The following is a 22858-nucleotide window of genomic DNA, read 5'->3' as shown; positions in this document are numbered from 1 at the left end:
AAAATGGCCCGCTTAGGCGCTAGTGAGAGCACCCGGACGCCGGACCATCACCGAGGGTCTTGGAGGACGGGGTAATCGGGATATCCCGTCCTCTACCCTGAGTGGCACCGGCAGTCCGGCGCCACTCAGTCAGGGTTTGGGGCTACGCCGCCCCGTCGAACATGCTCGTCACTGAACCGTCTTCGAAGACCTCGTGAATGGCACGGGCCAGCAGCGGAGCGATGGGCAGGACCGTCAAGCGTTCGAACCGCTTCTCGTCCGGAATGGGGAGCGTGTCGGTCACGACGACCGAGTCGATGAAATCGCTCTGCAGGATCTCTGTGGCCGGGTCGCTGAAGACCGCGTGTGTGGCAGCGACGACAACGCCGATCGCACCGGCGGCCTTAAGAGCTTCCGCTGCGCGAACGATGGTCCGACCGGTGTCGATGAGGTCATCAACGAGGAGGCAGACCCTGCCCTCCACCTGCCCGACGATCTCGTGGACGGAGACCTGGTTGGGAACCAGCGGATCGCGGCGCTTGTGGATGATGGCAAGCGGCACCCCGAGCTTGTCGCTCCAGATGTCGGCGACGCGGACGCGGCCCATGTCGGGCGACACCACGGTGAGCGTTTCAGGGTCGAGCTTCTCGCGGAAGTGGTTGAGCAGCACGGGCATGGCGAACAGGTGGTCCACCGGACCGTCGAAGAAACCCTGGATCTGCGCGGCATGCAGGTCGACCGACATGATCCGGTCCGCGCCTGCGACCTTGAACAGGTCGGCAACGAGCCGCGCAGAAATAGGTTCGCGGCCCCGGCCCTTCTTGTCCTGACGGGCATAGGGGTAGAACGGTGCGACGACGGTGATGCGCTTGGCCGAGGCGCGCTTGAGCGCGTCGACCATGATGAGCTGTTCCATCAACCACTCGTTGATGGGAGCCGTGTGCGACTGGATCACGAAGGCATCCGACCCGCGAACGCTCTCGTCGAAACGCGCATACAGCTCACCGTTGGCGAACGTGCGCGCGTCGGTCGGAACGAGTTCGGAGCCAAGTTCGGCTGCAATGTCGACAGCCAGTTGTGGGTGAGCACGACCCGATACGAGGACGAGTCGTTTCTCTCCGCTCATTTTGATGCCAGACACATGGCCCGCTTCCTGCCGGCCGAGCCGGCGTTGTACCGCTTAGTTTTCTTCGTGGGGGTTTGTGGTCTGTCCGGACGCCGCCGCAGCCGCGGTGGCGGCCGCTGTACCGGCCCGATGAGTCTCGACCCAGCCCGCCATGTTGCGCTGCGGAGCGACGGTGATCGCGAGCGCGCCTGCGGGCACGTCCTTTCGGACGACGGTGCCTGCACCTGTGTACGCGCCGTCTCCAATTGTAACCGGCGCGACGAACACGCCGTGCGAGCCGGTCCGCACGTGCGACCCGACGACCGATGAGTGCTTCTTTACTCCGTCATAGTTGGCGAAGATGCTGCCGGCGCCGATGTTCGACTGCTCCCCGATCTCGGCGTCACCGACGTAGGAGAGGTGGGGAACCTTGCTGCCGGTGCCGATCTTCGCGTTCTTCGTCTCGACGAACGCACCGATCTTGCCGTCGGCGCCGAGGACCGTGCCAGGGCGGAGGAAGGAGAACGGGCCAACCGATGCTCCCGCACCGATCACGGCGAGGGTTGCGTCTGTGCGCTTCACCTCAGCGTTCGCGCCGACCTCGCAGTCGACAAGTGTCGTGTCTGGGCCAATGATCGCGCCGGTGGCAACGTCGGTCGCCCTGAGCAGCTGGGTCCCTGGCTTGACTGTGACATCGGGCGCGAGCGTCACCTGCACATCGATCCACGTGGATGACGGGTCCTGGATGGTGACCCCGGAGAGCTGCCAGCCGCGGATGATCATCGCATTGAGTCGTGCCGCCTGGGCGCTCAGCTGGGCGCGATCGTTCACTCCCTCGACGAGCCAGGGTTCAGCGACGGGGATGGCCGAGACCTCGAGGCCGTCCGCCCGGAGCAGGCCGACGACATCCGTCAGGTACTTCTCCCCCTGCGCGTTGTCCGTGGTGAGTTTTGCGAGCTCGGTGCGGAGCATCGACAGGGCAAAGACGTAGACACCAGCATTGATCTCGGACACCGCGCGTTCCGCGTCGGTCGCGTCCTTCTGCTCCACGATGTAGTCGACGGCGCCGTCGGCCGTGCGGATGATTCGCCCATAGCCCGTCGCGTCGGCGAGAACCGCCGAAAGCAGCGTCGCAGCGGCGCCATCCGCCCTGTGCCGCGAGACCAGGGAGGTGAGGGTGTCGGCGTCGAGAAGCGGCACGTCACCGTTGATGACGAGAACGTCTCCCTCGAAGGTGTCGGGAAGGGCCGCAACGGCCTGCTCAACCGCGCGTCCGGTTCCGGGAACCTCGTCCTGGTCGACGATGATGCTCCCCGGCAGTTCGGCGGTGATGACCTCGACGAGGCTGTCGCGCTCGTGCCTGACCACCGCGACCACGTGTGCGGCGTCGAGAGCCCGTGCCGTTGCCAGCACATGGCTGACCATGGGCACTCCCGCGAGCGGGTGCAGGAGTTTCGGGGTAGCTGACTTCATTCGAGTGCCCTGGCCAGCGGCCAGAATGACGATTGCGAGTTTGGTGTCTGCCACAGGTATATCCCCCGAAGTGTCGATTGGGCCAGGTTTCAGGTGGACCGTTGCTGTTGTGCCGGCACGGAGCCGCTCGTTCCGCTCCGCCTCCAGGACTCGAACCTGGACCGAACAACTCCAAAGGTTGCCGTGCTGCCATTACACTAAGGCGGACCACGCAGGCCGGAGCCTCCGCAAGAGTCAAGTCTGCCAGATAATGGCCGCCGACCCGTCCGGTCCGAGGCACGATAATGGAGAAATGGCCGAAACCAGTGACGAAGTCGACAGGATTGTCGAGGCGTGGGAGCGCGAGCGGCCCGACCTGAACTTCGCTCCTCTCCAGGTGCTCTCGCGGGTATCGCGACTCACGAGGCACCTCGATCGCGCCAGGCGCACCGCGTTCGCCCGCTCGAAGCTCGAGTCGTGGGAATTCGACGTACTGAGCGCCCTGCGCCGCGCGGGCCGGCCATACACCCTCAGTCCCAAGCAGCTGTTGCAGCAGACCCTCGTCTCGAGCGGGACCATGACCAACCGGATCGACCGGCTTGTGGCATCCGGTCTCGTCGAACGCAAAGCAGACCCCGGAGACGGCCGCGGCATTCTCGTGGTGATGACCCCGACCGGACTCACCCGCGTTGACGCGGCCATCACGAGGCTCGTCGATGCCGAATCGGAGATCCTGGCGTCGCTGTCGCCCTCCGATCAGCACCGGCTCGCGGGGCTGCTGCGCAAGCTGAGCCTCGACTTCGACGAGGCCGCCCCGACTAGCGACGCATGATTTTGCGCGCGAGGGCGTTGCCGAAGAACTGGATCAGCTGAACGAAGAGGATCACCACGAGCACTGCTGCCCAGGTGACGATCGGGTTGAACTGCCGGTAGCCGTACTGGATCGCAAAGTTTCCGATGCCGCCACCTCCGATGTATCCGCCAACCGCGCTCATGTCGACGAGCACGATGAAGACAAAGGTGTAGCCGAGGATGAGCGGCCCGAGCGCTTCCGGCAGCAGCACGGTCCGGACAATGTACAGCGGGCTGGCGCCGGCGGCGCGGGCGGCCTCAATGACACCGGGCGACACCGTGAGCAGGTTCTGTTCAACGATGCGGCTGATACCGAACGCGGCACCGATGGAGATCGCGAAGATCAGCGCCCCGTTGCCGATTCCGGTACCGAGCACGAGCCGCGCGACCGGTTGGATGGCCGCAATGAAGATAATGAACGGGATGGGCCGGAAAATGTTGACGAGAACGTTGATCACCGTGAACGCGACCCGGTTCTCGAGAATCGAGCCCGCTCGCGTCACGTAAAGCCCGAGTCCGATCACGAGGCCAGCGATACCGCCGAACACCAGGCTCACCGCGACGATGTAGAGCGTCTCCCATGCCGCCTCACCCAGCTGGGGAAGAAGATCGATCAGTTTGTCCATGCTCAGCGCACCTCCGTCACTTCAGAGTGGGTTTCGATCTGCGCCAGTGCGGCGTCGAGTGCGGCATCATCGCCCTGAAGGGCGAGCGTCAGGTGGCCGAAGGCCCGGCCGCGAATGTCGTTGATCCCGCCATAGACGAGTTCGAAGCGGATGCCGGCTGACGCGAGGTCAAGGAAGACCTGCGCTTGCGAGTCGCTGCCATCCCGGAACGAGAAGGTGACGATCCGTCCTTCGTGGCGAGCGCGGAGCGTCGCGACCTCAACCGGTGACGGAACGCCCTGGACGACGGTGGACACGAACCGGGCGGATGCCGCGTTCTGCGGCGAGGAGAAAACGTCGAAGACATCTCCCCGCTCGACGATCCGGCCTCCGTCCATCACCGCCACCTTGGTGGCGAGCGAGCGGATGACGTCCATCTCGTGGGTGATGAGGATGATCGTGACGCCGAGTTCCCGGTTGACCCGGTCGAGGAGTGAGAGGACCTCGCTCGTCGTCTCCGGGTCGAGCGCGCTCGTCGCTTCGTCTGCCAGCAGCAACGAGGGCGAGGTCGCGAGGGCGCGCGCGATTCCGACGCGCTGCTTCTGACCTCCGGACAGCTGATCCGGGTAGTTCTTCGCCTTGTCACTCAAGCCGACGAACCGGAGCATCTCGGCCACTCGGGCGGTAATCTCGGCCGACGGACGGCCAGCCACCTCGAGCGGATACGCCACGTTCTTCGCGACGGTTTTGGAGTTGAAAAGGTTGAACTGCTGGAAGATCATGCCGATGTCGCCGCGAACAGCGCGCATTGAGCGCTCGGGCAGCGAGGTGATCTCGGTGCCGTTGACGACGATGCTTCCCGACGTGGCCTTCTCGAGCCCGTTCACGAGGCGCACGAGCGTGGATTTCCCCGCTCCCGAGTATCCGATGATCCCGTAGACGTCACCGGGTTCAACCTCGATGCTCACGCCGTCGATGGCGACGACCGGCGCGCCACCTTTTTGGGCTGGCGGATAGGACTTGACGACATCCGTCATGCTGACGATGCTCATTGGTGTTCCTCTCGGTGACGCGAACCGGCGCCGGAGCAGTTGCTCCGGCGCCGGGGATCGGGCTGTGGCAGGGCTAGCCCTGTTCCGCGATCTGCTTCTGCTCGGTCTTCAGCGATTCGACCAGCTCCTCAACCGGGGTCTTGACGATGAGAGCCGTTCCTCCCGAGTTGTCAACGACACCGTCCGTGACGGCCGTCGTGTCCTGGTAGATCTCCACGAGCTTCGCGAACGTCTCGTTGTCCTTGTCTTCCGCGCGAGCCGCGAAGATGTTGACGTAGGGGATGGAGTTCGGGTCTGACGGGTCGTCCTGGGCGATGGCATCGGTGGCCTCGAGGCCCGAGTCCAGGATGAATTCGTTGTTGATGATCGCCGCGGCGACGTCGGGAAGCGACGTAGCCGTGAGTGCGGGGTCGAGCTCGGTGACCGTCACGCGTGACTTCGATTCATCGATGTCAGCGACCGTTGAGTAGCTGTCTCCGCCGCCCTCGAGCGTGAGGAGATCCGCTGACTGGAGCACGAGGAGAGCACGTGCGAGGTTGCTTGGGTCGTTCGGCACGGCGATCGTCGCGCCCTCCGGGATGTCCTCGACGGACTCGTACTGAGTGGAGTACAGGCCGAGCGGGTAAATCGCCGTCGAACCAACCGGAACGAGGTCCTGACCGTTTGATTCGTTGTACTGGGCGAGGTAGACGATGTGCTGGAACTGGTTAAGGTCGATCTCGCCCTCGGCAAGCGCAGGGTTGGGCTGGTTGTAGTCGGAGAAATCGACGAGTTCGACGGTGATGCCCTCGTCGGCTGCGGCGTCAACGTAGGTTTCCCAGTACGGGTCACTCGCGCCAACAACGCCGATCTTGACTGTCTCGTTCTCGCTGCCGCCATCGCCGGAGCCGGCGTTTCCGGCGCAGCCGGCGAGCAGGGCAGCGATGGGCAGGATCGCCAGGGTGGCGAGTGCGCTCTTCAGGGGGGATTTCTTCACTGTGTGTCCTCTTCGCTGTGTCGTGCGTCATCCGGCCATTGAATGCAGGGCACAGAAACTGACGCCACGCAGTGCGAGGCGTTCTGGGATGGAGTATCTGCGCTCCCAACTCCGGGGCACAGCGTTTAAGTTAGCTGTGTTTTCTGCCAAACGCGAGATGAACCGTCACCGTTCGTAACAGAAAATCCGACGGGATGACCGCCAGTGAAATTATCTTCACATCCACGGCCTGTGGCGGCAAGATCGAGGTGCCGACCCGGCACCCAATCGACTTTGCGTGAATTCCGTTCAGGCCCCGGTTACGCACCGATGCGCCTGGTCCCCTTCTCTGGCCGGACTACTGCCCGCCGAACCCAGTCGTGGCTATGCCCTTGATGATCTGGCGCTGGAAGAAGAGGAAGATGATGATGAGCGGGAGGGCCGCGAGAAGCGCCATCGCCATGTTCTGGGCGTACTGAACTCCGTATGCGCTCTTCACGGTTTGCAGTCCAACAGGGAGCGTCATCAGTGACGTGTCGTTGATGACGATGAACGGCCAGAGGAAGTTGTTCCACGCCGCGATGAACACGAAGATCGACACCGCCGCGAGGATCGGACGTGACAACGGCAGCACGATCGACCAGAAGAGCCTGAGCCGGCTCGCTCCGTCGACCCGCGCCGCGTCTTCGAGCTCGATCGGAATCTGGTCGAAGAACTTCTTGAGGATGTACACCATCGGCGGGGCGACGACCTGCGGCAGGATGAGGCCCCAGTAGGTGTCGACCATGTTGAACGCGAGCATCTCGTAGAACAGCGGGATGATGAGCACCTGCGGCGGGATGATGATCGACGCGATGATCACGAAGAAGAGCCACTTGCGGCCGGTGAAGTCCAGGCGGGAGAACGCGTACGCCGCGAGTGCACTCGTTGCGACGGTCAGCACGGTGATGATCGCCGAACTGAGCAGGCTGTTGATCGCCCAGACCGGGATATTTCCTTCTTCGAGCACGCTCGCGTACGCCTCGAGAGTGAATCCGTTGGGCGCGAGCCAGCTGACCGGCGTCGCACCGGCATCCGCTTCTGTCTTCAGGGACGTAACGAGGGCCCAGGCAAACGGAAGGAGCCACGAGATGGCCATGAGAGTGAGGATGACGAGGGCGACGATCCGGCCAATCCCAAAGGGCTTCTCTCCGGGGCGGCGCGGCGCCTTGGGCCGCGGCTCCGCGACTCTGGCTTCCTTGGGAAGTTCGAGAGTGGTCATGACCGCGCTCCCTTTCGAGACGTGATTCTCAGCTGGACCAGCGAGACCAGGATGATCACCGCGAAGAAGATGAAGGACACAGCGGCGGAGTATCCGAAGCGATACCCGGTAAAGCCGAGGTCGAAGATATAGACGACGGCAGAGCGGGTCGTGCCGGCCGGGCCGCCCTGGGTCATCTGGAATATCTGATCGAACACCTTGAGCGACGCGAGGACCTGAAGAATGATGATGAGCCCCGTTGTCGGCGCGAGCTGCGGGACGGTGATGGAGAAGAGCTGCCTCCACTTGCCCGCACCGTCGAGAGCCGCTGCCTCGTACTGCTGTTCGGGAATGTTCTGCAGGGCGGCGAGGTACAGCAGGAAGTTGAAGCCGACGGTCCACCAGACCGTGGCTATCACCACCCCGAGCATCGCCCACTTCGGATCCTGCAGCCACGCGATGGGCTCGACACCGAACGGCTTGAGCATCTCGTTGATGAGGCCGAGCTGCGGGTTGAACAGCCACACCCAGATCAGGGAGACGACAGTCGACGCCAGGAGGAACGGCATGAAGAAGGAGAGCCGCCATAGCCACTGGCCCGGCAGGCCGAGGTCGACGAGCAACGCCATGACGAGCGCGATGAGCACGAGCGGAATCGTCGAGAGGACCGTGAACCACAGCGTGTTGAGCATGGCCCGCCACATGTCGGGGTCAACGAGTGCCTCGGCGTAGTTGGCGAAGCCGACGAACTCCCCGCCGGCGCCGGTGAGCGTCGTTCCTGTGAAACTGAGATACAGGCCGAAGACGATCGGCCAGACGAGGAAGAGGACGAAGAACACTCCGAACGGGGCGATGAACGCCCAGCCGGCGAGATTGTCTTTGCGCTTTCGCGCGTTCTTCGTGTCGCCCCGTGCCACTGTGGCGGCTTGTGCGCGGTTGCTTACTGCCGATGTCGTCACGTCAGGCTCCTCTCTCAGGACCCGGCGACCGGGTTGGGTTTGGCGAGCAGCGCATTCAATCGGCTGGCGAACCCCCTGATACCTTCAGCGGGGTCACTGCCGGAGAGGAACACACCCTGAACGTTCTCGGCGAAATAGGTCTGGAAATCCGAACCGGAGCCGGTAAACCACGCTGAGGGGTCGTAGTTGAGCACCTCGGCCGCCGCGGCGTAGTGCGCCTGCGGCATGAGATCCGCGTACTCGTCACTGTCAATCACCGGCAGATAGCCCGGGATGTGGCCGGCCCCCGCCCAGTCGATCGACCCCTTGAGCAGCTCGGAGACAAAGCGGTAGACCTCGCGCCGCTTGTTCTCGTCCGGTGTTGACTGGTGAGGGAGCACGAACGCGTGGGAGTCCGCGTAGGCGGCCGGCGTTCCGAACAGCGTCGGAATGGGCTGGGCGTCGAAGGCGAAACCCGCGTTCTGCGCCGTCGGCAGCTCCCACACCCCGGTGAAGAACATGCCGCTCTCCCCATTGACGAACTCGGCGACCGCGCTGGCATAGTCCCCGCTCTTCGTCGCGATGGTGCCGTCGAGCAGCTGCTGGATGAACGAGAGCGACGTGACAGCCGCTTCTTCGTCGATCTGGGCTTCTTTACCGTTCTCGAGAACCATGTCGGCGCCGAGCTGCTTGTAGAACGTGTAGAACAACCGCCACATCTGGGCACCGTCGCCGAGGTAACCGTATGACAGCCCGTGCTTGCCCGTGACCGCCTGCATGGCCCTGGCCACGTCGAGGAACTGCTCGGGCGAGGTGATCTCAACCAGCTGCCCGTCAGGGCCGAGCACCCCGGCCTGCTCGGCGATCTCCGTGTTGTACATGAGGATAAACGGATGCGCGTCGAGGGCGACCGAGTACAGCTTGCCGTCGATGACCCCCTTCTCCCACACGCGCGGCGGGAAATTCTCCTCGGTCACTCCGAACTCGGCGAGAAGCTCCGTATCCCAGGGGTCGAGCAGGCCACCGGGGGCGTACCCCGGGAGGCGCGATGCGTGCATGATGGCAACGTCTGGTGCCCTGCCGCCAACGGATGCCATTGCAAGTTTCGTGTAGTAGGGCGTACCCCAGGCGAGCACGGTCTGGGACGCGTAGAACTCGGGGTTTGCCTGGTTCGCCGCATCGACGAGTCCCGCCATGACGATCCCGTCACCGCCAGAGAGCAGATGCCAGAACTTCAGCGGGTAACTCCCTGCGGCACCCGCCTGCGCGCACCCGGACAGCCCCGGCAGAAGAGCCGCGCCGCCGAGGGCGGCTGCACCGCCAAGCAGTACTGATCGACGAGAAAGGGACGGAATCGATGGAAATACATTGCCTGGCATCCAACACTCCTTCGTGAGGGATTACAGCTTTACATCGATGTAGAGATAGAGCAATACCCCCGCGGATCACGATCACCCGCGGGGGTATTGGACGGTGCCGACCGGTTTAGGGACGGCGGAACTGGTTGACCATGGGGCAGTCGAACGGGTCGCGTGCCGAGAGCCCCACCCGGTTGAGGTAGTCGATGACGATCGCATACGAGCGCACAAGGGACGTCTCGGTGTACGGGACGCCGAGGTTCCTGCAGTGCTCGATCACGATGTCCCGTGCGTGCTTGAGGTGCGGCCTCGGCATGCTCGGGAAGAGGTGGTGTTCGATCTGGTAGTTGAGGCCACCCATGAAGTAGCTCATGCCGAATCCACGAATGTTGCGGCTGGTGAGAACCTGCTTTGACAGGAAGTCCACCTTCGCGCCTTCCTGGATCAGCGGCATCCCCTTGTGGTTCGGAGCAAACGACGCACCCATGTAGACGCCGAAGACAGCCATCTGAACCCCGAGGAAGGCGAAGGCCATTCCGACCGGGAGGAAGATAAAGAGAATCGCCAGGTAGCTGCCGAGACGGAGAGCGATAAGGGTCAGTTCGAGCCAGCGCTTGTCGACCTTCTCAGTCGTGAACAACGTCACGATTGAGCGGAAATGCAGGTTGAGGCCCTCGAGGGTGAGCAGCGGGAAGAAGAGGTAGCCCTGGCGGCGCGTGATGAAGGCGAGAGCGCCCTTCGCCTTGGCGGCATCCTCTTCGATGAACGAGATCGTGTCGATCTCAATGTCCGGATCCTTGCCGACCGTGTTCGGGTTGGCGTGGTGGCGGGTGTGCTTGGTCATCCACCAGGCGTAGCTGATGCCGACGACAGCGTCGGCGAGAATGCGACCAAGGCGGTCGTTTGCAGGGCCCGATTCGAAAACCTGGCGGTGTGACGCCTCATGGGCGACGAAAGCGAACTGGGTGAGGATGATCCCGAGTCCTGCCGCGATCAGCAGTTGGAACCAGGAGTCGCCGAGGAGGACGAAGCCGACGCCGAGGCCGATCAGCGCCACCGTGAGAACGGCGAGGTTAATGAGATAGAAGCCGGTGCGGCGCTGAAGCAGACCCGCTTCACGAACCGTCTTCAGCAAAGCTGAGAACGTGTTCGTCGGATTCTCCATCCCGGCGATTCGTGTGGTGGTCTTGCGAACAGGCCCAAGGGTAGCTGTTGCTGTCATGGCACCTCCAAAAGGGTCGAGCCCGACTTCCCAGCCGTGATATATGAAGTACGGGCGTGTGCCCCGGATGCTCCGAGACTACGGGAGGGTTCATGCCGCTAACGGAAAATAGACCGCGTTTGGGCATATATGCAGCCATATTGAGATTGGGGTTGCGTTCGGTGATGACCTGAGCTAGGTTTGTTTACGCAGTAGTAGTGTTACGCAGTGATTGATTTACGGCGGTTCCTTCATCTGAAGAGCCGCCGTTTCTTGTAGGAGCGGACAGGTACGCCGCATTTGGGATGACGACAGTCGTCATCCACGCAAGACTCCTAAGGAGATCATCATGGCAACAGGAACCGTCAAGTGGTTTAACGCAGAAAAAGGCTTCGGATTCATCGCTCCCGATGACGGAAGCGCCGACGTGTTCGCGCACTTCTCGGCCATCGCTTCCAGCGGCTTCCGCTCGCTCGAAGAGAACCAGAAGGTTGAATTCGAAACCGCAACGGGCCCCAAGGGCCTGCAGGCTGAGAACATCCGCCCGCTCTAACTATTGCGTAAGCGACCGTAAGGCCGCCACCGTAATTCTTTGATCACCGGCTCCGCCGGACCACCTGAAAAGGTTGGTCTGACGGAGCCGGTGATTTTTTTGCGCCACCACGCATCCCTCTCACAACACAACGCCCTCCCCGGGAACCGGGGAGGGCGTTGTGTTGGTGTGTGTGTTACTCGAGCAGCTCGGACAGTTCGAGCCAGCGGGTCTCGAGATCGACGATCGTCGTCTCGAGCGCACTGACCGTATCGGTCAGTGCCCCCAGCGCCGCGTAGTCGGTCTGGTCGGCGTTCGCCAGAAGCTCATGGGTATCGACGACCTTCTGCCTGGCCTTCTGGAGTTTGCGCTCGATCGACGCGATCTCCTTTTGCGCGTTTCGGAGGTCCGCTCCGCCGAGTTTGGGCGCCCCGCCCGCTGCTGGAGCCGCCTCACCGGCGAGCGGTGCGATCAGCGGGGCCGCCGCCTGCCCTGACCTGAGCGCGAGGTACTCGTCAACACCACCCGGCAGGTGCCGGAGGTGTCCGTTGAGCACGGCATATTGCTGGTCGGTGACCCGCTCAAGCAGGTATCTGTCGTGGGACACGACAAGAAGCGTCCCTGGCCACGAGTCGAGGAGGTCCTCGATCGCGGCCAACATGTCCGTGTCCAGGTCGTTCGTCGGCTCATCGAGGATCAGGACGTTGGGCTCATCGAGCAGGATCAGGAGCAACTGAAGCCGGCGGCGCTGGCCTCCGGAGAGGTCCTTGACCGGTGTAGAGAGCTGCGCGCTCGTGAATCCCATCCGTTCGAGCAACTGGCCCGGCGTGAGTTCCTTGTCGCCGGCGACATATGCCGCCTTCTGCATACCAACGACTGTCGAAACCCGTTCGTGCTCGATTTCCTTCAGTTCATCGAGCTGCTGGGTGAGGCTCGCAATGCGCACCGTCTTGCCCCGCTTCACGGTTCCCGAGGTCGGCTTCACGTCGCCGGTGACCAGTCCGAGCAGGGTCGACTTGCCCGCTCCATTGACACCAAGGATGCCGGTGCGCTCCCCCGGAGCGATCCGCCACTCGATGTCCTTGAGCACGGTCCTCCAGCCGGATTCGGACTCGGGGTCCGGATAGACGACGCCGGCGTCGATCAGGTCGACGACGTCCTTGCCGAGACGCGACGTGGCGAGCTGGGTGAGCGCGACAGTATTGCGGGGCGGTGGTTCGTCGGCGATCAGGTCGGCGGCGGCATCCATCCGGAATTTGGGCTTCGTGGTCCTGGCGGGAGCACCGCGGCGCAGCCAGGCCAGTTCCTTCCGCATGAGGTTCTGCCTGCGTGATTCGGATGCCGCGGCCATGCGGTCGCGCTCGACGCGCTGGAGGATGTACGCGGCATAGCCACCCTCGAACGGTTCGATGATCTGGTCGTGGACCTCCCACGTTTGGGTGCACACCTCGTCGAGGAACCACCGGTCGTGGGTGACGACGATGAGGCCACCGGCATTCGCCGCCCACCGCTTCTTGAGGTGTCCGGCAAGCCAGGCGATTCCCTCGACATCGAGGTGGTTCGTGGGCTCATCGAGGAAGATAACGTCCCAGTCACCGACGAGGAGGGCAGCGAGTGCGACGCGGCGGCGCTGTCCGCCCGACAACGACCCGATTGTGGCGTGCCAGGGGATGTCCTGGACGAGCCCGGCGATCACATCGCGGACCCGGGAGGAACCGGCCCACTCGTGTTCCTCGATCGTGCCGACGATCGCAGCGGAGACGGTGAGATCGTCGGGTTGCTCGTCACGCTGGTCGAGGACGCCGACGGTGATGCCCCTGCGACGCGTCACCCGTCCGCCGTCGGGCTCGAGGCGTCCGGCGAGCAGCGAGAGCAGGGTCGACTTGCCGTCGCCGTTGCGTCCGACGACGCCGATCCTGTCGCCTTCGTTCACCCCGGCAGTGACAGAGTCGAAGATCACGCGGGTTGGGTATTCAAGGTGGAGCTGTTCAGCTCCGAGTAGATGGGCCACCCATCAAGACTATGCGCCGGAGCGAGGGGCGATCACCACTCCTGGACGAGCCGCGCTCCATGAACCGGGCCAGTGACCCGAAGCGCGTGCAGGCCGGACGCACTGAGCTCGACCTGCAGTTCCAGGGCGGTGTCGGCATCCGGCACGAGAAAAGCGAGGGTCGGACCCGATCCGGAAACGATACCGGCGAGTGCGCCCATCCGTTCGCCCAGTTCAAGAATGCCGGCGAGCCCGGGCGCGAGCCCGAGAGCCGGCGCCTGCAGATCGTTTCGGAGTGCCTCTGCGAGCTGTCGCGGGTCGCCGGCGCGGAGAGCCTGGAGAACATCGGCGTCGACCGTGGGCTGCAGTGACGCCGGAGAGATGTCCTGAGCGTGTTTCTCCCGGTGACGGTCGAGCGCGGTGTAAACGTCCGGCGTCGACATGCCGAACTCCGCGAGAGCGAGCACCCAGTGAAAACGGCCCTTCGCGAGCGCCGGGCTGAGCTGGTCACCGCGCCCTGTGCCGATCGCAGTTCCACCGGTGAGGGCAAACGGGACGTCGGCTCCGAGCTTCGCCGCCATGGCTACAAGCTCGTCGCGCGACGCTTCGGTTCCCCACAGCGCGTCGCACGCGACGAGAGTCGCCGCTGCATCCGCTGAGCCCCCACCCATCCCGCCCGCGATCGGGACGTTCTTCTCGATCTCGAGCCGAACTCCGCCGGTGTACCCGGTCTTGCGGGCCAGCAGGCGGGCAGCCTTGATCGCCAGGTTCGATCCGTCAGTGGAGAGCCCGGTCGTATCGACAGTGCCGGTGAACGAGACGGAGAAGTCGTCAGCCGGGTACGCCCGCACTTCTTCGTAGAGCGAAACCGCCTGGAAGGCCGTCGCGAGCTCGTGGTACCCGTCGTCCTGCAGCTGCCCGACCTTCAGAAAGAGGTTGATCTTCCCCGGTGCCCTGGCGTGGGCGAAATGGAGGGCTACCGGATCCGTCATATCTCCAACCTAAACCCTTGGGAGCGCTGCCTGAGCGCCAAAGGTCCCTAGTGAGCCGCCTCGTCCGGAGCGTCGGTGCGCGCGTTCCTCGCGATCGCGAGGAAATCGTGAACGGTCAGCTCCTCGCCGCGCGCCGTCGGCGCGATGCCGGCTGCCACCATGGCATCCGTCGCAGCCTGCGAACTGCCGAGCACCTGCCCGAGCGACTGGCGCAGCATTTTGCGCCTCTGCTGGAAGGCGGCGTCGACGAGCTGGAAGGTCATGAGCCGCTCTTCTTCGGTGCCGATGGCATCCGTTCGCCGCTCAAAGGCGACGAGCACCGAGTCAACGTTGGGAACCGGCCAGAACACCTGGCGTGAGACGTTGCCCGCGGTTCGCCAGTGGCCGTACCACGATGCCTTCACACTCGGGCTGCCGTAGACCTTCGACCCCGGTTCAGCAGCGAGCCGGTGACCGACTTCAGCCTGCACCATGACGACACCGGCGGTGATCGATGCGAAGTGCTCGAGCAGGTGCAGCAGCACAGGAACCGAGATGTTGTACGGCAGGTTGGCGACGAGCCGGGTCGGGTCGCCGGGAAGCTCCGTGATGCGCATGGCATCGGCACTGATGACCGTGAGGTCAGCGCCCGGCTGCAGCAGCTCAACGGTGCGGGGCAGCTGACCGGCGAGGCGGGAGTCAATCTCGACGGCGACGACGCTCGCGCCAACCTCGAGGAGGCCGAGGGTGAGTGAACCGAGACCGGGGCCGACCTCGACGACGTGCTCCCCCGCGGCCACTTTCGCGACCTTGACGATGCGACGGACGGTGTTGGCATCGACGACGAAGTTCTGACCGAGCTTCTTGGTGGGCTGAACATCGAGAAGTTCAGCGAGGTCGCGGATCTCGGCGGGGCCAAGAAGCGTCATACGGGTACATCCTCATAGGGGTTTGGCGGGGAGACGACGGGCTCGTCGTCCCAGTGGCCGTACACGTATTCCGTGTTCGACGAGATCTGCGCGGCGAGCATCGAGGGGTCGGTACCCAGCGTTGCGGCGATCGACCGCAGCGTGTGCGGGATGAGGTACGGCGCGTTCGGCCGCCCGCGATACGGCATCGGGGTCAGGTAGGGGGCATCCGTCTCGATGAGCAGCAGGCTGCGCGGGGCGACCTCGAGGGCATCCCGGAGGTTCGCGGCGTTCTTGAACGTCGCGGTTCCGGCGAATGACATGTGCCAGCCGTTCTCCGTGCAGATCTGGGCGAGTTCACGATCGCCGGAGAAGCAGTGGAACACCGTGCGTGCGGGAGCACCGACCCGCTTGAGAGTCGCAATCACCTCGGCGTGTGCATCGCGGTCGTGGATCTGGAGCGCGAGGTCGTTCTCCTTCGCCATCTGGATGTGCGCCTCAAACGAGGCGTACTGGGCGGCGCGTCCAGGCTCAGCGGTCCTGTAGAAATCAAGCCCAGTCTCACCGATTGCCCGCACGCGCGGCCGAGTGGCCAGCTCGGCGATGACGGTGAGAGCGTCATCGAGGGTGCCGGCTTCGTCGAGCAGGGGAGCCTCATTGGGGTGGATAGCGACAGCAGCGAGCATGCGTGGCTCGATCGCCGCGGTTTCGGCGCTCCAGATCGACGTCGCAACATCGGTGCCCACCTGCACGACACCGCGCACTCCGACGCTCGATGCGCGGTCGAGGTGCTCGCGGTAATCGAGGGCGACATCGCCGTCGGCGATCTCAAGGTGAGTGTGGTTATCGTAGACCCCAACCGCGAGGCTCTCGGGAAGCGGTGGGAAGCTTCTGTCCCGCCGCTCGCCAGCGTCGCGCGTGCGTACGTGCACTGGATCGGTCATATCTCGACGGTACCCCACCCCGCGCCAGAGCGCCTTCGATCCCGGCTACGCGACAGTGGGCTCAACGACAGCGGGCTCGATCCGGGGAAAGAGCGGCTGGAGCGGAGAGACCGTGCTGCCTTCGGGCAGCTGACCGAAACGCCCGGCCTCACGAATGGGCTGGTCGTCGAGAGCACCGAGCGCCTCGGGTGCGCCGAGCGCCTCCCACAGCTTCCCGCTTGCCTTCGGCAGCACCGGGGAGAGCAGCACGGCGAGCGCGCGCAAGCCGTCGACAGCCGTGTAGAGAACTGTGCCGAGTCGAGCGCGGTTCGCCGGGTCCTTGGCGAGTGCCCACGGCTCTGAATCGGTGATGTAGCCGTTGAGCTCATCGACGATGGTCCAGATGGACGCGAGCGCATCGTGAATGGCGAGCGCGTCGATGGCGCGGTCAGCGTCAGCGGATGCCGTCTTCACGACCTCCTGGATGGCCAGGTCGACGTCGGTGTAGTCGGCGGGCGCGGGAACGACACCGTCGAAGTATTTGGTGACCATCGCGACGACACGCGACGCGAGGTTTCCGAACCCGTTGGCCAGCTCGGCCTGGTACCTGGCTGAGAGGTCTTCCCAGCTGAAGGAGCCGTCCTGGCCGAAAGCGATGGCGCGGAGGAAGTAGTACCGGAAAGCATCCGAACCGAACGTGTCGGTGATCTCGGTCGGTGCGATGCCCGTGAGCTTCGACTTCGACATCTTCTCGCCGCCGACGAGCAGCCAGCCGTGGCCGAAGACCTGCTTCGGCACCTCGAGCCCGGCAGCCATGAGCATTGCCGGCCAGATCACCGCGTGGAAGCGGAGTATGTCCTTGCCGACGATGTGGGTTGCCGGCCAGCGCCGGTCGAAGGTGGCGTCATCCTGCCCATAGCCGACGGCGGTGATGTAGTTGAGCAGGGCATCGAACCAGACGTAGACGACGTGGCTGTCGTCCCACGGGACCTTCACACCCCAGTCGAAGCTCGAGCGGGAGATCGACAGGTCGCTCAGTCCCTGCCGGACGAACTGGATGACCTCGTTGCGCGCCGACTCGGGCTGGACGAAGTCCGGCCGCTCCTCGTAGAGGGCAAGCAGCCGCTCGGTGAAGTCGCTCATCCGGAAGAAGTAGTTCTTCTCCTTGAGCAGCTCGAGCGGCTTCGAGTGAATCGCGCACACCTTCTGGCCTTCGAACGGGCCAGTGCCGTTGACGATTTCGGACTGCGGCTTGAACTCCTCACAGCCGACGCAGTACAGCGCCTCATACTCGCCCGAGTAGATGTAGCCGTCGTCGTAGAGCCGCTGCAGGAAGAGCTGCACACTCGACTCGTGGCGTTCCTCTGTGGTGCGGATGAAGTCGTCGTTCCGGATGTCGATCGTCTCGAGCAGCGGCTTCCACGCTTCGGTAACGAGCTTGTCCGCCCACTTCTGGGGCGTCGTTCCGTTTGCGGTAGCCGTGCGGAGAATCTTCTCGCCGTGCTCGTCGGTCCCGGTCAGCGACCAGGTGTCATCGCCGGCCTGCCTGTGCCAGCGCGCAACCACGTCAGCGGCCACCTCGGTGTATGCGTGCCCGATGTGGGGCGCATCGTTCACATAGAAGATGGGCGTTGTGATGTAGAAGGAATTACCGCTGGCCATACTGTCAATCTTATGGCCGATACGAGCACCCTCGGGCCGCGTTACCCGTGGGCGCGCGACGATCGGGCGGCGACACGGCTTCGGGTGGCGCTGCCGCGGGTCCAGGAGGTCAGTTCTTCACGGCGAGGGCCGCCTGGTACAGCTCGCGCTTGCTGATTCCGGTTGCCTCGGACACCGAGCCGGCGGCATCCTTCAACCGCTCCCCCGCGCTCACGCGCTCGAGCACCTCGACGACGCCGTCGTGCAGGCTGAACTCCCGTTTCTCGGCCCCAGCGATCACGATGCAGATCTCGCCGCGCACGCCGGCCGTTGCCCATTCGGCGAGCTCGGCGGCCGTTCCGCGCTTGACCTCCTCGAACATCTTCGTCAGTTCCCGGCACACAACCGTGCGTCGGTCAGAACCGAAAACGGATGCCACATCGGCGAGCGAGGACGCCAGCCGGTTGGGCGATTCGAAGAACACCATGGTTCGGCGCTCGTGCTCGAGCGCGCGCAGTGTCGTCAGGCGGTCACCCTGCTTGCGCGGGAGGAAGCCCTCGAAACTGAACCGGTCCGTCGGCAGCCCGGAGACGGCGAGCGCCGTGATGACGGCGCTCGGCCCGGGGATGACGGTGACACCGACCCCGGCGTCGACGGCAGCGACCACGAGGTGGTAGCCGGGGTCGGAGACCGTCGGCATTCCGGCGTCGCTGAGCACGAGGAGGTCGGCGTTGCGGGCGAACTCGACGAGTTCCGTCGACTTCTCCCGCTCGTTGTGCTCATGGAGGCTGACGAGGCGCGGCTTGTGCGCGATGCCGAGCCCCTTGAGAAGCTTGATCGTGGTGCGGGTGTCTTCGGCAGCGACCACCTCAGCGGTGCTGAGGGCGTCGACGAGTCGTTTGGACGCATCCCCGAGGTTTCCGATCGGGGTCGCTGCGAGGATGATCATGGCTTAAGTCTCCCACCCCGCCAGAACCCGGCCGCGTTCCGTCGCTGTCGAAAGCATCAGTTGCGGGCGAGAGCGCCAGTTGCGCCGGATGTTCTCGACCGCAACTGATGCTCTCGGCGCGACCGGTGCGGTCCCGGCCGCAGAGCAAACCGGGTCGCTACCATTGCAGGGTGTCCGTCCCCTCCCGTGAGTCCTTCTCCCACCTTGTGAGTGGCGCGGCGACCGGACCGACCGACCTGGTCGAGCCCCGCGGATCCCGGCTCGACGACTGGTGGGGTCGGCTCCTGTCCACGCCCGGCCGACGACGGCTGTGGTACTGGGGCGGGCCGATCCTGGTCACTCTCCTCGCCGCGGTCCTCCGACTGTGGAACCTCGGGACCCCGCACGCCCTGGTCTTCGACGAGACCTTCTACGTGAAGGACGCCTGGACCCTGCTGCACCACGGCTACGAGTCAGCGTGGCCGCCCGAGGCCGACACCGACTTCAACGCAGGCAGGGTGGACGGGTTCCTCACCGACCCGTCATACGTCGTTCATCCCCCGCTCGGGAAGTGGATCATCGCGCTCGGTCTCGCCGTGTTCGGAGCGGCAGACAGCGTCGGCTGGCGGATCTCGACCGCTCTCCTCGGCACGCTCGCCGTCCTCCTGCTCACCCTCATCGCGCGGAAACTGTTCGCATCCACGCTCCTCGCCGTGGTCGCCGGCTTCCTCTTCGCCATCGACGGGCACGCCATAGTCATGTCGCGGGTAGCGATCCTCGACAACTCGCTCATGTTCTTCGCGCTGCTCGGCTTCGGTTTTATCCTCGCGGATCGCGGCTGGCATGAGTCCAGGCTCACCGCCCGCACAGCCGAACGGCGTTCGGCCGGAGCCGCGCCCGAGTGGGGCCCGGTGATCTGGTGGCGGCCCTGGCTCGTTGCCGCGGGTGTCGCGTTCGGGCTCGCGGCCGGTGTGAAGTGGTCGGGCTTCTACTTCCTCGCCGCGTTCGGCCTCTACCTCATCGTCGTCGACGCGCTCGCCCGCCGCCGACTCGGCCTGCCCGCGTGGTTTTCGGCATCCGTGCTCACCCAGGGGCCAGCGACGTTCCTGCTGCTCGTACCGATTTCACTGCTCACCTACCTCTCCAGCTGGATCGGCTGGTTCGTCACAGACAATGGGTACTACCGGCACTGGGCCGAACAGCCGGGCAACGCCTGGACCGGCGCCTTCTCCTGGGTGCCATCGGTCTGGCAGAGCTTCCTCTTCTACCAGCAGTCGATCTACAACTTCCATGTCGGCCTGGCCGCTCCCCATCCGTATTCAGCGAATCCTCTCGGCTGGCTCGCCATGATCCGCCCGACGAGCATGTGGTACGCCTCGCCCGCCACCGGGGTCGACGGCTGCGAGCTCGCCCCGTGTTCGCAGGCGATCACATCCATCGCCAACCCTCTGATCTGGTGGGCTGCGGCGGCCGCGACCCTGTACCTCGTCTACCGTCTGATCCGGCGGCGGGAGTGGACGGTTGGCCTCATCCTCACCGGTGCTGCGGCGGGATACCTGCCGTGGCTCATGTACACCGAACGCACGGTGTTCCAGTTCTACACGATCGCGTTCGAGCCGTACCTCCTCCTCGGCCTCACCTTCGTGATCGGCCTCATCATCGGGTCGAGGAACGATCCGCGGTATGAGCGCACGAGGGGACTCGGTGTGACGGGAGTGTTCCTCGCTCTCGCCGCACTCCTCAGCGCCTTCTGGTACCCGCTCTGGTCCGCGACGACCGTGCCGTTCTGGTTCTGGCAACTTCACTCCTGGCTCTCGACATGGGTATGACGACATGGGAAACACGGGGAACGACATGGCGATGACGACCACCGAGAAACGGCCGGTGTGGCTCCCGGGGCTGGCGGTCGCCGCGCTGGCGGCTGTCATCGCGTGGGCGCTGTCGACGCTCATTCCCGCGGTGCCGCTCCTGACGGCCGCCGTCGTGCTCGGGATCCTCGTCGCCCAGCTGCCCGCCGCGAAGCCGATGGTCCGCGGGACGCTCGCGCCCGGGCTCGCCCTGTCGGCGAGGCGGCTCATGCGCATCGGCGTCGTCCTGCTCGGGCTCAAGCTCAGCCTCTTCGATGTCGCGTCGCTCGGCTGGGGCGTGTTCCTTTCAACGGTGGCCATCGTGCTGATCACGTTTGGCGGCACCTGGCTGCTCGGTCGTGCATTCCGCCTGCCAGGGCACGAGCCCCTGCTCATCGCGACAGGCTTCGCCATCTGCGGGGCGAGCGCCATCGGGGCCATGTCCGGCGTCGTGAGGGCAAAGAACTCGGAGCAGGCGCAGCCCGTCGCGCTCGTCACCCTCTGCGGAACCCTCGCCATCGCCGTCCTGCCCGCCCTGTGGCATCCGCTCGGCCTCGACAACCTGCAGTTCGGGCACTGGGTCGGAGCGAGCGTGCACGACGTCGGCCAGGTCGTCGCGACGGCCCAGGTCGCCGGCGGAGGCGCCCTGGCTGTCGCTCTCGTCGTCAAGCTCACTCGCGTGGTCATGCTCGCGCCGATCGTGGCCGTTGCCGGCGTTGTGGAACGCCGCCGCTTTCGGGCCAATCCCGAGTCGACGCGGCCGCCGCTCGTGCCCCTGTTCGTCGTTGGGTTCATCGCAGCGATCCTGGCCCGCACCTTTCTCGACATTCCCGACGTCGTGCTCGCCACCGCCGACACGGCACAGACCGCACTTCTCGCCATGGCGCTCTTCGGTCTCGGTGCCGCTGTCGACGTGAAGAAACTGGTGACGACGGGGTGGCGCACGCTCGTCGTCGGCCTGCTCTCCTGGGCACTCATCGCCGCTCTCGCGCTCGCCGCAATACACCTGTTCTCCTGATCGGTGGGCTTCGTGTCGCTCTGTTACGGCGACAGCCGAGTGGCGTGCCTGCCTCGGGTAGCGTGTGCCCATGGCAGATCGCGAGTATGGCTTCCGCACGCGTGCAATTCACGCTGGCAACATTCCTGACCCGGTAACAGGGGCGCGCGCGCTTCCGATCTATCAGTCGACCGCATTCGTCTTCGATGACACGTCGGATGCCGCCGCCCGCTTCGCGCTGCAGAAATACGGCAACATCTATTCAAGGCTGGCCAACCCGACTGTCGCGAGCTTCGAGGAGAGGGTCGCGAGCCTCGAGGGTGGACTCGGCGCCGTCGCGACGGCATCCGGCCTCTCAGCGCAGTACATCACCTTCGCGAGCCTGGTCGGCGCAGGTGACCACATCGTCGCGTCAGCGAACCTGTACGGCGGGTCGATCACCCAGCTCGACGTCACGCTCCGGCGATTCGGAGTGGAGACCACCTTCGTGCAGTCGTCGACACCGGCGGACTACGCCGCCGCGATTACGGACAAAACGAAGCTCATCTTCGCCGAGACCATCGCCAACCCGTCGGGTGAGGTCGCAGATATCGAGGGCCTCGCCGATGTCGCGCACGCACACGGCATCCCGCTCGTGATCGACTCGACCATCGCCACGCCGTACCTCAACCGCCCGATCGAGTGGGGCGCAGACATCGTCACACACTCGGCGACGAAGTTCCTCGGTGGCCACGGGACGACGCTCGGCGGAGTGGTCGTCGAGAGCGGGCGGTTCGACTGGCACAGCGACAAGTTCCCGCTGTTCGGCCAGAAGGTACCGAGTTACGGCGGCCTCGAATGGTCGGGCAACTTCGGCGAATACGCGTTCCTCACCAGGCTCCGCGCCGAGCAACTGCGGGACATCGGCCCAGCGCTCTCGGCAACCTCGGCCGCCACCCTCGCCCAGGGCATCGAAACGCTGTCCTACCGGATGCAGGCGCACGTGGACAACGCCAGGACCGTGGCGACCTGGCTCGAGCAGGACCCGCGGATCGAGGCCGTCTACTGGGCGGGCCTCGAGTCGCACCCGCACCACGCTCGCGCCGAGAAGTACCTGCCGAGGGGCGCGGGCAGCGTCTTCAGCTTCGTGGTCAAGGGCGGAAGGGCGGTCGGTCAGAAACTGATCGAATCCGTGGAGCTCGCGAGCCACGTCGCGAACATCGGCGACACCAAGACGCTCATCATCCACCCCGCATCAACGACGCACGCCCAGCTGACCGAGCAGCAGCTCATCGACGCCGGCGTGCTTCCCGGCGTCCTCAGGCTCAGCGTGGGTATCGAGGATGCCGACGACATAATTTATGATCTTGACCAGGCGCTCACCCGGGCAGTGGAGGCATAAACC

At 64.8% G+C, this 22858-nt stretch carries 20 protein-coding genes and 1 tRNA gene; 5 read left to right on the top strand and 16 right to left on the bottom strand.

From position 1 onward, the window contains the following. Positions 1-142 precede the first annotated feature (142 nt). From AC1C2N_RS14645 to AC1C2N_RS14635, 3 genes are all read right to left on the bottom strand, one after another. Positions 143-1120 carry a ribose-phosphate diphosphokinase gene (locus AC1C2N_RS14645; RefSeq protein WP_108391572.1) on the bottom strand — a complete coding sequence of 326 codons (978 nt, stop codon included), beginning with the start codon at positions 1118-1120 and terminating at the stop codon, positions 143-145. Positions 1121-1159: 39 nt separating this feature from the next. Continuing rightward, entirely contained in the window at positions 1160-2611 is a 1452-nt protein-coding gene (gene glmU / locus AC1C2N_RS14640) for a bifunctional UDP-N-acetylglucosamine diphosphorylase/glucosamine-1-phosphate N-acetyltransferase GlmU (protein ID WP_495434378.1), read from the bottom strand. Positions 2612-2692: 81 nt separating this feature from the next. After that, a tRNA-Gln gene (locus AC1C2N_RS14635) sits at positions 2693-2764 on the bottom strand. Between the two features lie 85 nt (positions 2765-2849). Between AC1C2N_RS14635 and AC1C2N_RS14630 the strand changes: the two genes are divergently transcribed. Then, positions 2850-3368, top strand: coding sequence for a MarR family winged helix-turn-helix transcriptional regulator (locus AC1C2N_RS14630; protein WP_483404695.1), 519 nt, complete (start codon positions 2850-2852; stop codon positions 3366-3368). Here AC1C2N_RS14630 and AC1C2N_RS14625 read toward each other — a convergent pair. The 7 genes from AC1C2N_RS14625 to AC1C2N_RS14595 form a co-directional block, all read right to left on the bottom strand. Beyond that, a complete protein-coding gene (locus AC1C2N_RS14625; RefSeq protein WP_483404696.1) occupies positions 3355-4014 on the bottom strand; it encodes a methionine ABC transporter permease in 660 nt (219 codons plus the stop codon). The genes AC1C2N_RS14630 and AC1C2N_RS14625 overlap by 14 nt on opposite strands. 2 nt (positions 4015-4016) lie before the next feature. Next, entirely contained in the window at positions 4017-5045 is a 1029-nt protein-coding gene (locus AC1C2N_RS14620) for a methionine ABC transporter ATP-binding protein (RefSeq protein WP_483404697.1), read from the bottom strand. A gap of 73 nt (positions 5046-5118) precedes the next feature. After that, entirely contained in the window at positions 5119-6021 is a 903-nt protein-coding gene (locus AC1C2N_RS14615) for a MetQ/NlpA family ABC transporter substrate-binding protein (protein WP_495434377.1), read from the bottom strand. Between the two features lie 337 nt (positions 6022-6358). Beyond that, on the bottom strand, positions 6359-7261 hold the full coding sequence (locus AC1C2N_RS14610; RefSeq protein WP_495434376.1) for a carbohydrate ABC transporter permease: 903 nt from the start codon (positions 7259-7261) through the stop codon (positions 6359-6361). Then, on the bottom strand, positions 7258-8157 hold the full coding sequence (locus AC1C2N_RS14605) for a carbohydrate ABC transporter permease (protein WP_483404979.1): 900 nt from the start codon (positions 8155-8157) through the stop codon (positions 7258-7260). Before AC1C2N_RS14605 ends, AC1C2N_RS14610 begins: the two co-directional genes overlap by 4 nt. A gap of 56 nt (positions 8158-8213) precedes the next feature. Next, complete coding sequence (locus AC1C2N_RS14600) at positions 8214-9557, bottom strand: extracellular solute-binding protein (RefSeq protein WP_495434375.1); 1344 nt, start codon at positions 9555-9557, stop codon at positions 8214-8216. 106 nt (positions 9558-9663) lie between these two features. Then, the gene (locus AC1C2N_RS14595) at positions 9664-10758 is read right to left on the bottom strand and encodes a fatty acid desaturase family protein (protein ID WP_495434374.1); all 1095 of its coding nucleotides are present in this window, start codon (positions 10756-10758) and stop codon (positions 9664-9666) included. Positions 10759-11086: 328 nt separating this feature from the next. On the opposite strand from AC1C2N_RS14595, the gene AC1C2N_RS14590 reads away from it, so the two are divergent. Continuing rightward, the gene (locus tag AC1C2N_RS14590) at positions 11087-11290 is read left to right on the top strand and encodes a cold-shock protein (RefSeq protein ID WP_090712708.1); all 204 of its coding nucleotides are present in this window, start codon (positions 11087-11089) and stop codon (positions 11288-11290) included. 175 nt (positions 11291-11465) lie between these two features. Here AC1C2N_RS14590 and AC1C2N_RS14585 read toward each other — a convergent pair whose 3' ends face one another. From AC1C2N_RS14585 to rsmI, 6 genes are all read right to left on the bottom strand, one after another. Further along, a complete protein-coding gene (locus AC1C2N_RS14585) occupies positions 11466-13280 on the bottom strand; it encodes an ABC-F family ATP-binding cassette domain-containing protein (RefSeq protein WP_483404702.1) in 1815 nt (604 codons plus the stop codon). Between the two features lie 32 nt (positions 13281-13312). After that, positions 13313-14251: a 4-(cytidine 5'-diphospho)-2-C-methyl-D-erythritol kinase gene (locus tag AC1C2N_RS14580; protein ID WP_483404703.1), complete on the bottom strand. Its 939-nt coding sequence runs from the start codon at positions 14249-14251 to the stop codon at positions 13313-13315. Between the two features lie 47 nt (positions 14252-14298). Next, positions 14299-15159: a 16S rRNA (adenine(1518)-N(6)/adenine(1519)-N(6))-dimethyltransferase RsmA gene (gene rsmA, locus AC1C2N_RS14575; protein ID WP_483404704.1), complete on the bottom strand. Its 861-nt coding sequence runs from the start codon at positions 15157-15159 to the stop codon at positions 14299-14301. Further along, positions 15156-16082: a TatD family hydrolase gene (locus AC1C2N_RS14570; protein ID WP_495434373.1), complete on the bottom strand. Its 927-nt coding sequence runs from the start codon at positions 16080-16082 to the stop codon at positions 15156-15158. Before AC1C2N_RS14570 ends, rsmA begins: the two co-directional genes overlap by 4 nt. Before the next feature lie 45 nt (positions 16083-16127). Further along, positions 16128-17723, bottom strand: coding sequence for a methionine--tRNA ligase (gene metG / locus AC1C2N_RS14565; RefSeq protein WP_495434372.1), 1596 nt, complete (start codon positions 17721-17723; stop codon positions 16128-16130). A gap of 109 nt (positions 17724-17832) precedes the next feature. Continuing rightward, entirely contained in the window at positions 17833-18651 is an 819-nt protein-coding gene (rsmI, locus tag AC1C2N_RS14560; protein ID WP_495434371.1) for a 16S rRNA (cytidine(1402)-2'-O)-methyltransferase, read from the bottom strand. A gap of 170 nt (positions 18652-18821) precedes the next feature. Between rsmI and AC1C2N_RS14555 the strand changes: the two genes are divergently transcribed. The 3 genes from AC1C2N_RS14555 (at position 18822) to AC1C2N_RS14545 (ending at position 22855) form a co-directional block, all read left to right on the top strand. Beyond that, positions 18822-20459, top strand: a complete 1638-nt coding sequence (locus AC1C2N_RS14555) for a dolichyl-phosphate-mannose--protein mannosyltransferase (protein WP_483404708.1) — start codon at positions 18822-18824, stop codon at positions 20457-20459. A gap of 25 nt (positions 20460-20484) precedes the next feature. After that, positions 20485-21495 carry a YeiH family protein gene (locus AC1C2N_RS14550; protein WP_495434491.1) on the top strand — a complete coding sequence of 337 codons (1011 nt, stop codon included), beginning with the start codon at positions 20485-20487 and terminating at the stop codon, positions 21493-21495. 70 nt (positions 21496-21565) lie between these two features. Further along, positions 21566-22855 carry an O-acetylhomoserine aminocarboxypropyltransferase/cysteine synthase family protein gene (locus tag AC1C2N_RS14545; RefSeq protein ID WP_483404710.1) on the top strand — a complete coding sequence of 430 codons (1290 nt, stop codon included), beginning with the start codon at positions 21566-21568 and terminating at the stop codon, positions 22853-22855. Positions 22856-22858: the final 3 nt, after the last annotated feature.

Source organism: Mycetocola sp. Y791 (assembly GCF_059445325.1).
This window is presented reverse-complemented; position numbering and strand designations above follow the sequence as displayed.

Coding starts and splice junctions, on each gene's coding strand:
- AC1C2N_RS14630 (WP_483404695.1), top strand. CDS start 2,850: ATGGCCGAAACCAGTGACGAAGTCGACAGGATTGTCGAGGCGTGGGAG.
- AC1C2N_RS14625 (WP_483404696.1), bottom strand. CDS start 4,014: ATGGACAAACTGATCGATCTTCTTCCCCAGCTGGGTGAGGCGGCATGG.
- AC1C2N_RS14620 (WP_483404697.1), bottom strand. CDS start 5,045: ATGAGCATCGTCAGCATGACGGATGTCGTCAAGTCCTATCCGCCAGCC.
- AC1C2N_RS14610 (WP_495434376.1), bottom strand. CDS start 7,261: ATGACCACTCTCGAACTTCCCAAGGAAGCCAGAGTCGCGGAGCCGCGG.
- AC1C2N_RS14600 (WP_495434375.1), bottom strand. CDS start 9,557: ATGCCAGGCAATGTATTTCCATCGATTCCGTCCCTTTCTCGTCGATCA.
- AC1C2N_RS14595 (WP_495434374.1), bottom strand. CDS start 10,758: ATGACAGCAACAGCTACCCTTGGGCCTGTTCGCAAGACCACCACACGA.
- AC1C2N_RS14590 (WP_090712708.1), top strand. CDS start 11,087: ATGGCAACAGGAACCGTCAAGTGGTTTAACGCAGAAAAAGGCTTCGGA.
- AC1C2N_RS14580 (WP_483404703.1), bottom strand. CDS start 14,251: ATGACGGATCCGGTAGCCCTCCATTTCGCCCACGCCAGGGCACCGGGG.
- rsmA (WP_483404704.1), bottom strand. CDS start 15,159: ATGACGCTTCTTGGCCCCGCCGAGATCCGCGACCTCGCTGAACTTCTC.
- AC1C2N_RS14570 (WP_495434373.1), bottom strand. CDS start 16,082: ATGACCGATCCAGTGCACGTACGCACGCGCGACGCTGGCGAGCGGCGG.
- metG (WP_495434372.1), bottom strand. CDS start 17,723: ATGGCCAGCGGTAATTCCTTCTACATCACAACGCCCATCTTCTATGTG.
- rsmI (WP_495434371.1), bottom strand. CDS start 18,651: ATGATCATCCTCGCAGCGACCCCGATCGGAAACCTCGGGGATGCGTCC.
- AC1C2N_RS14550 (WP_495434491.1), top strand. CDS start 20,485: ATGGCGATGACGACCACCGAGAAACGGCCGGTGTGGCTCCCGGGGCTG.
- AC1C2N_RS14545 (WP_483404710.1), top strand. CDS start 21,566: ATGGCAGATCGCGAGTATGGCTTCCGCACGCGTGCAATTCACGCTGGC.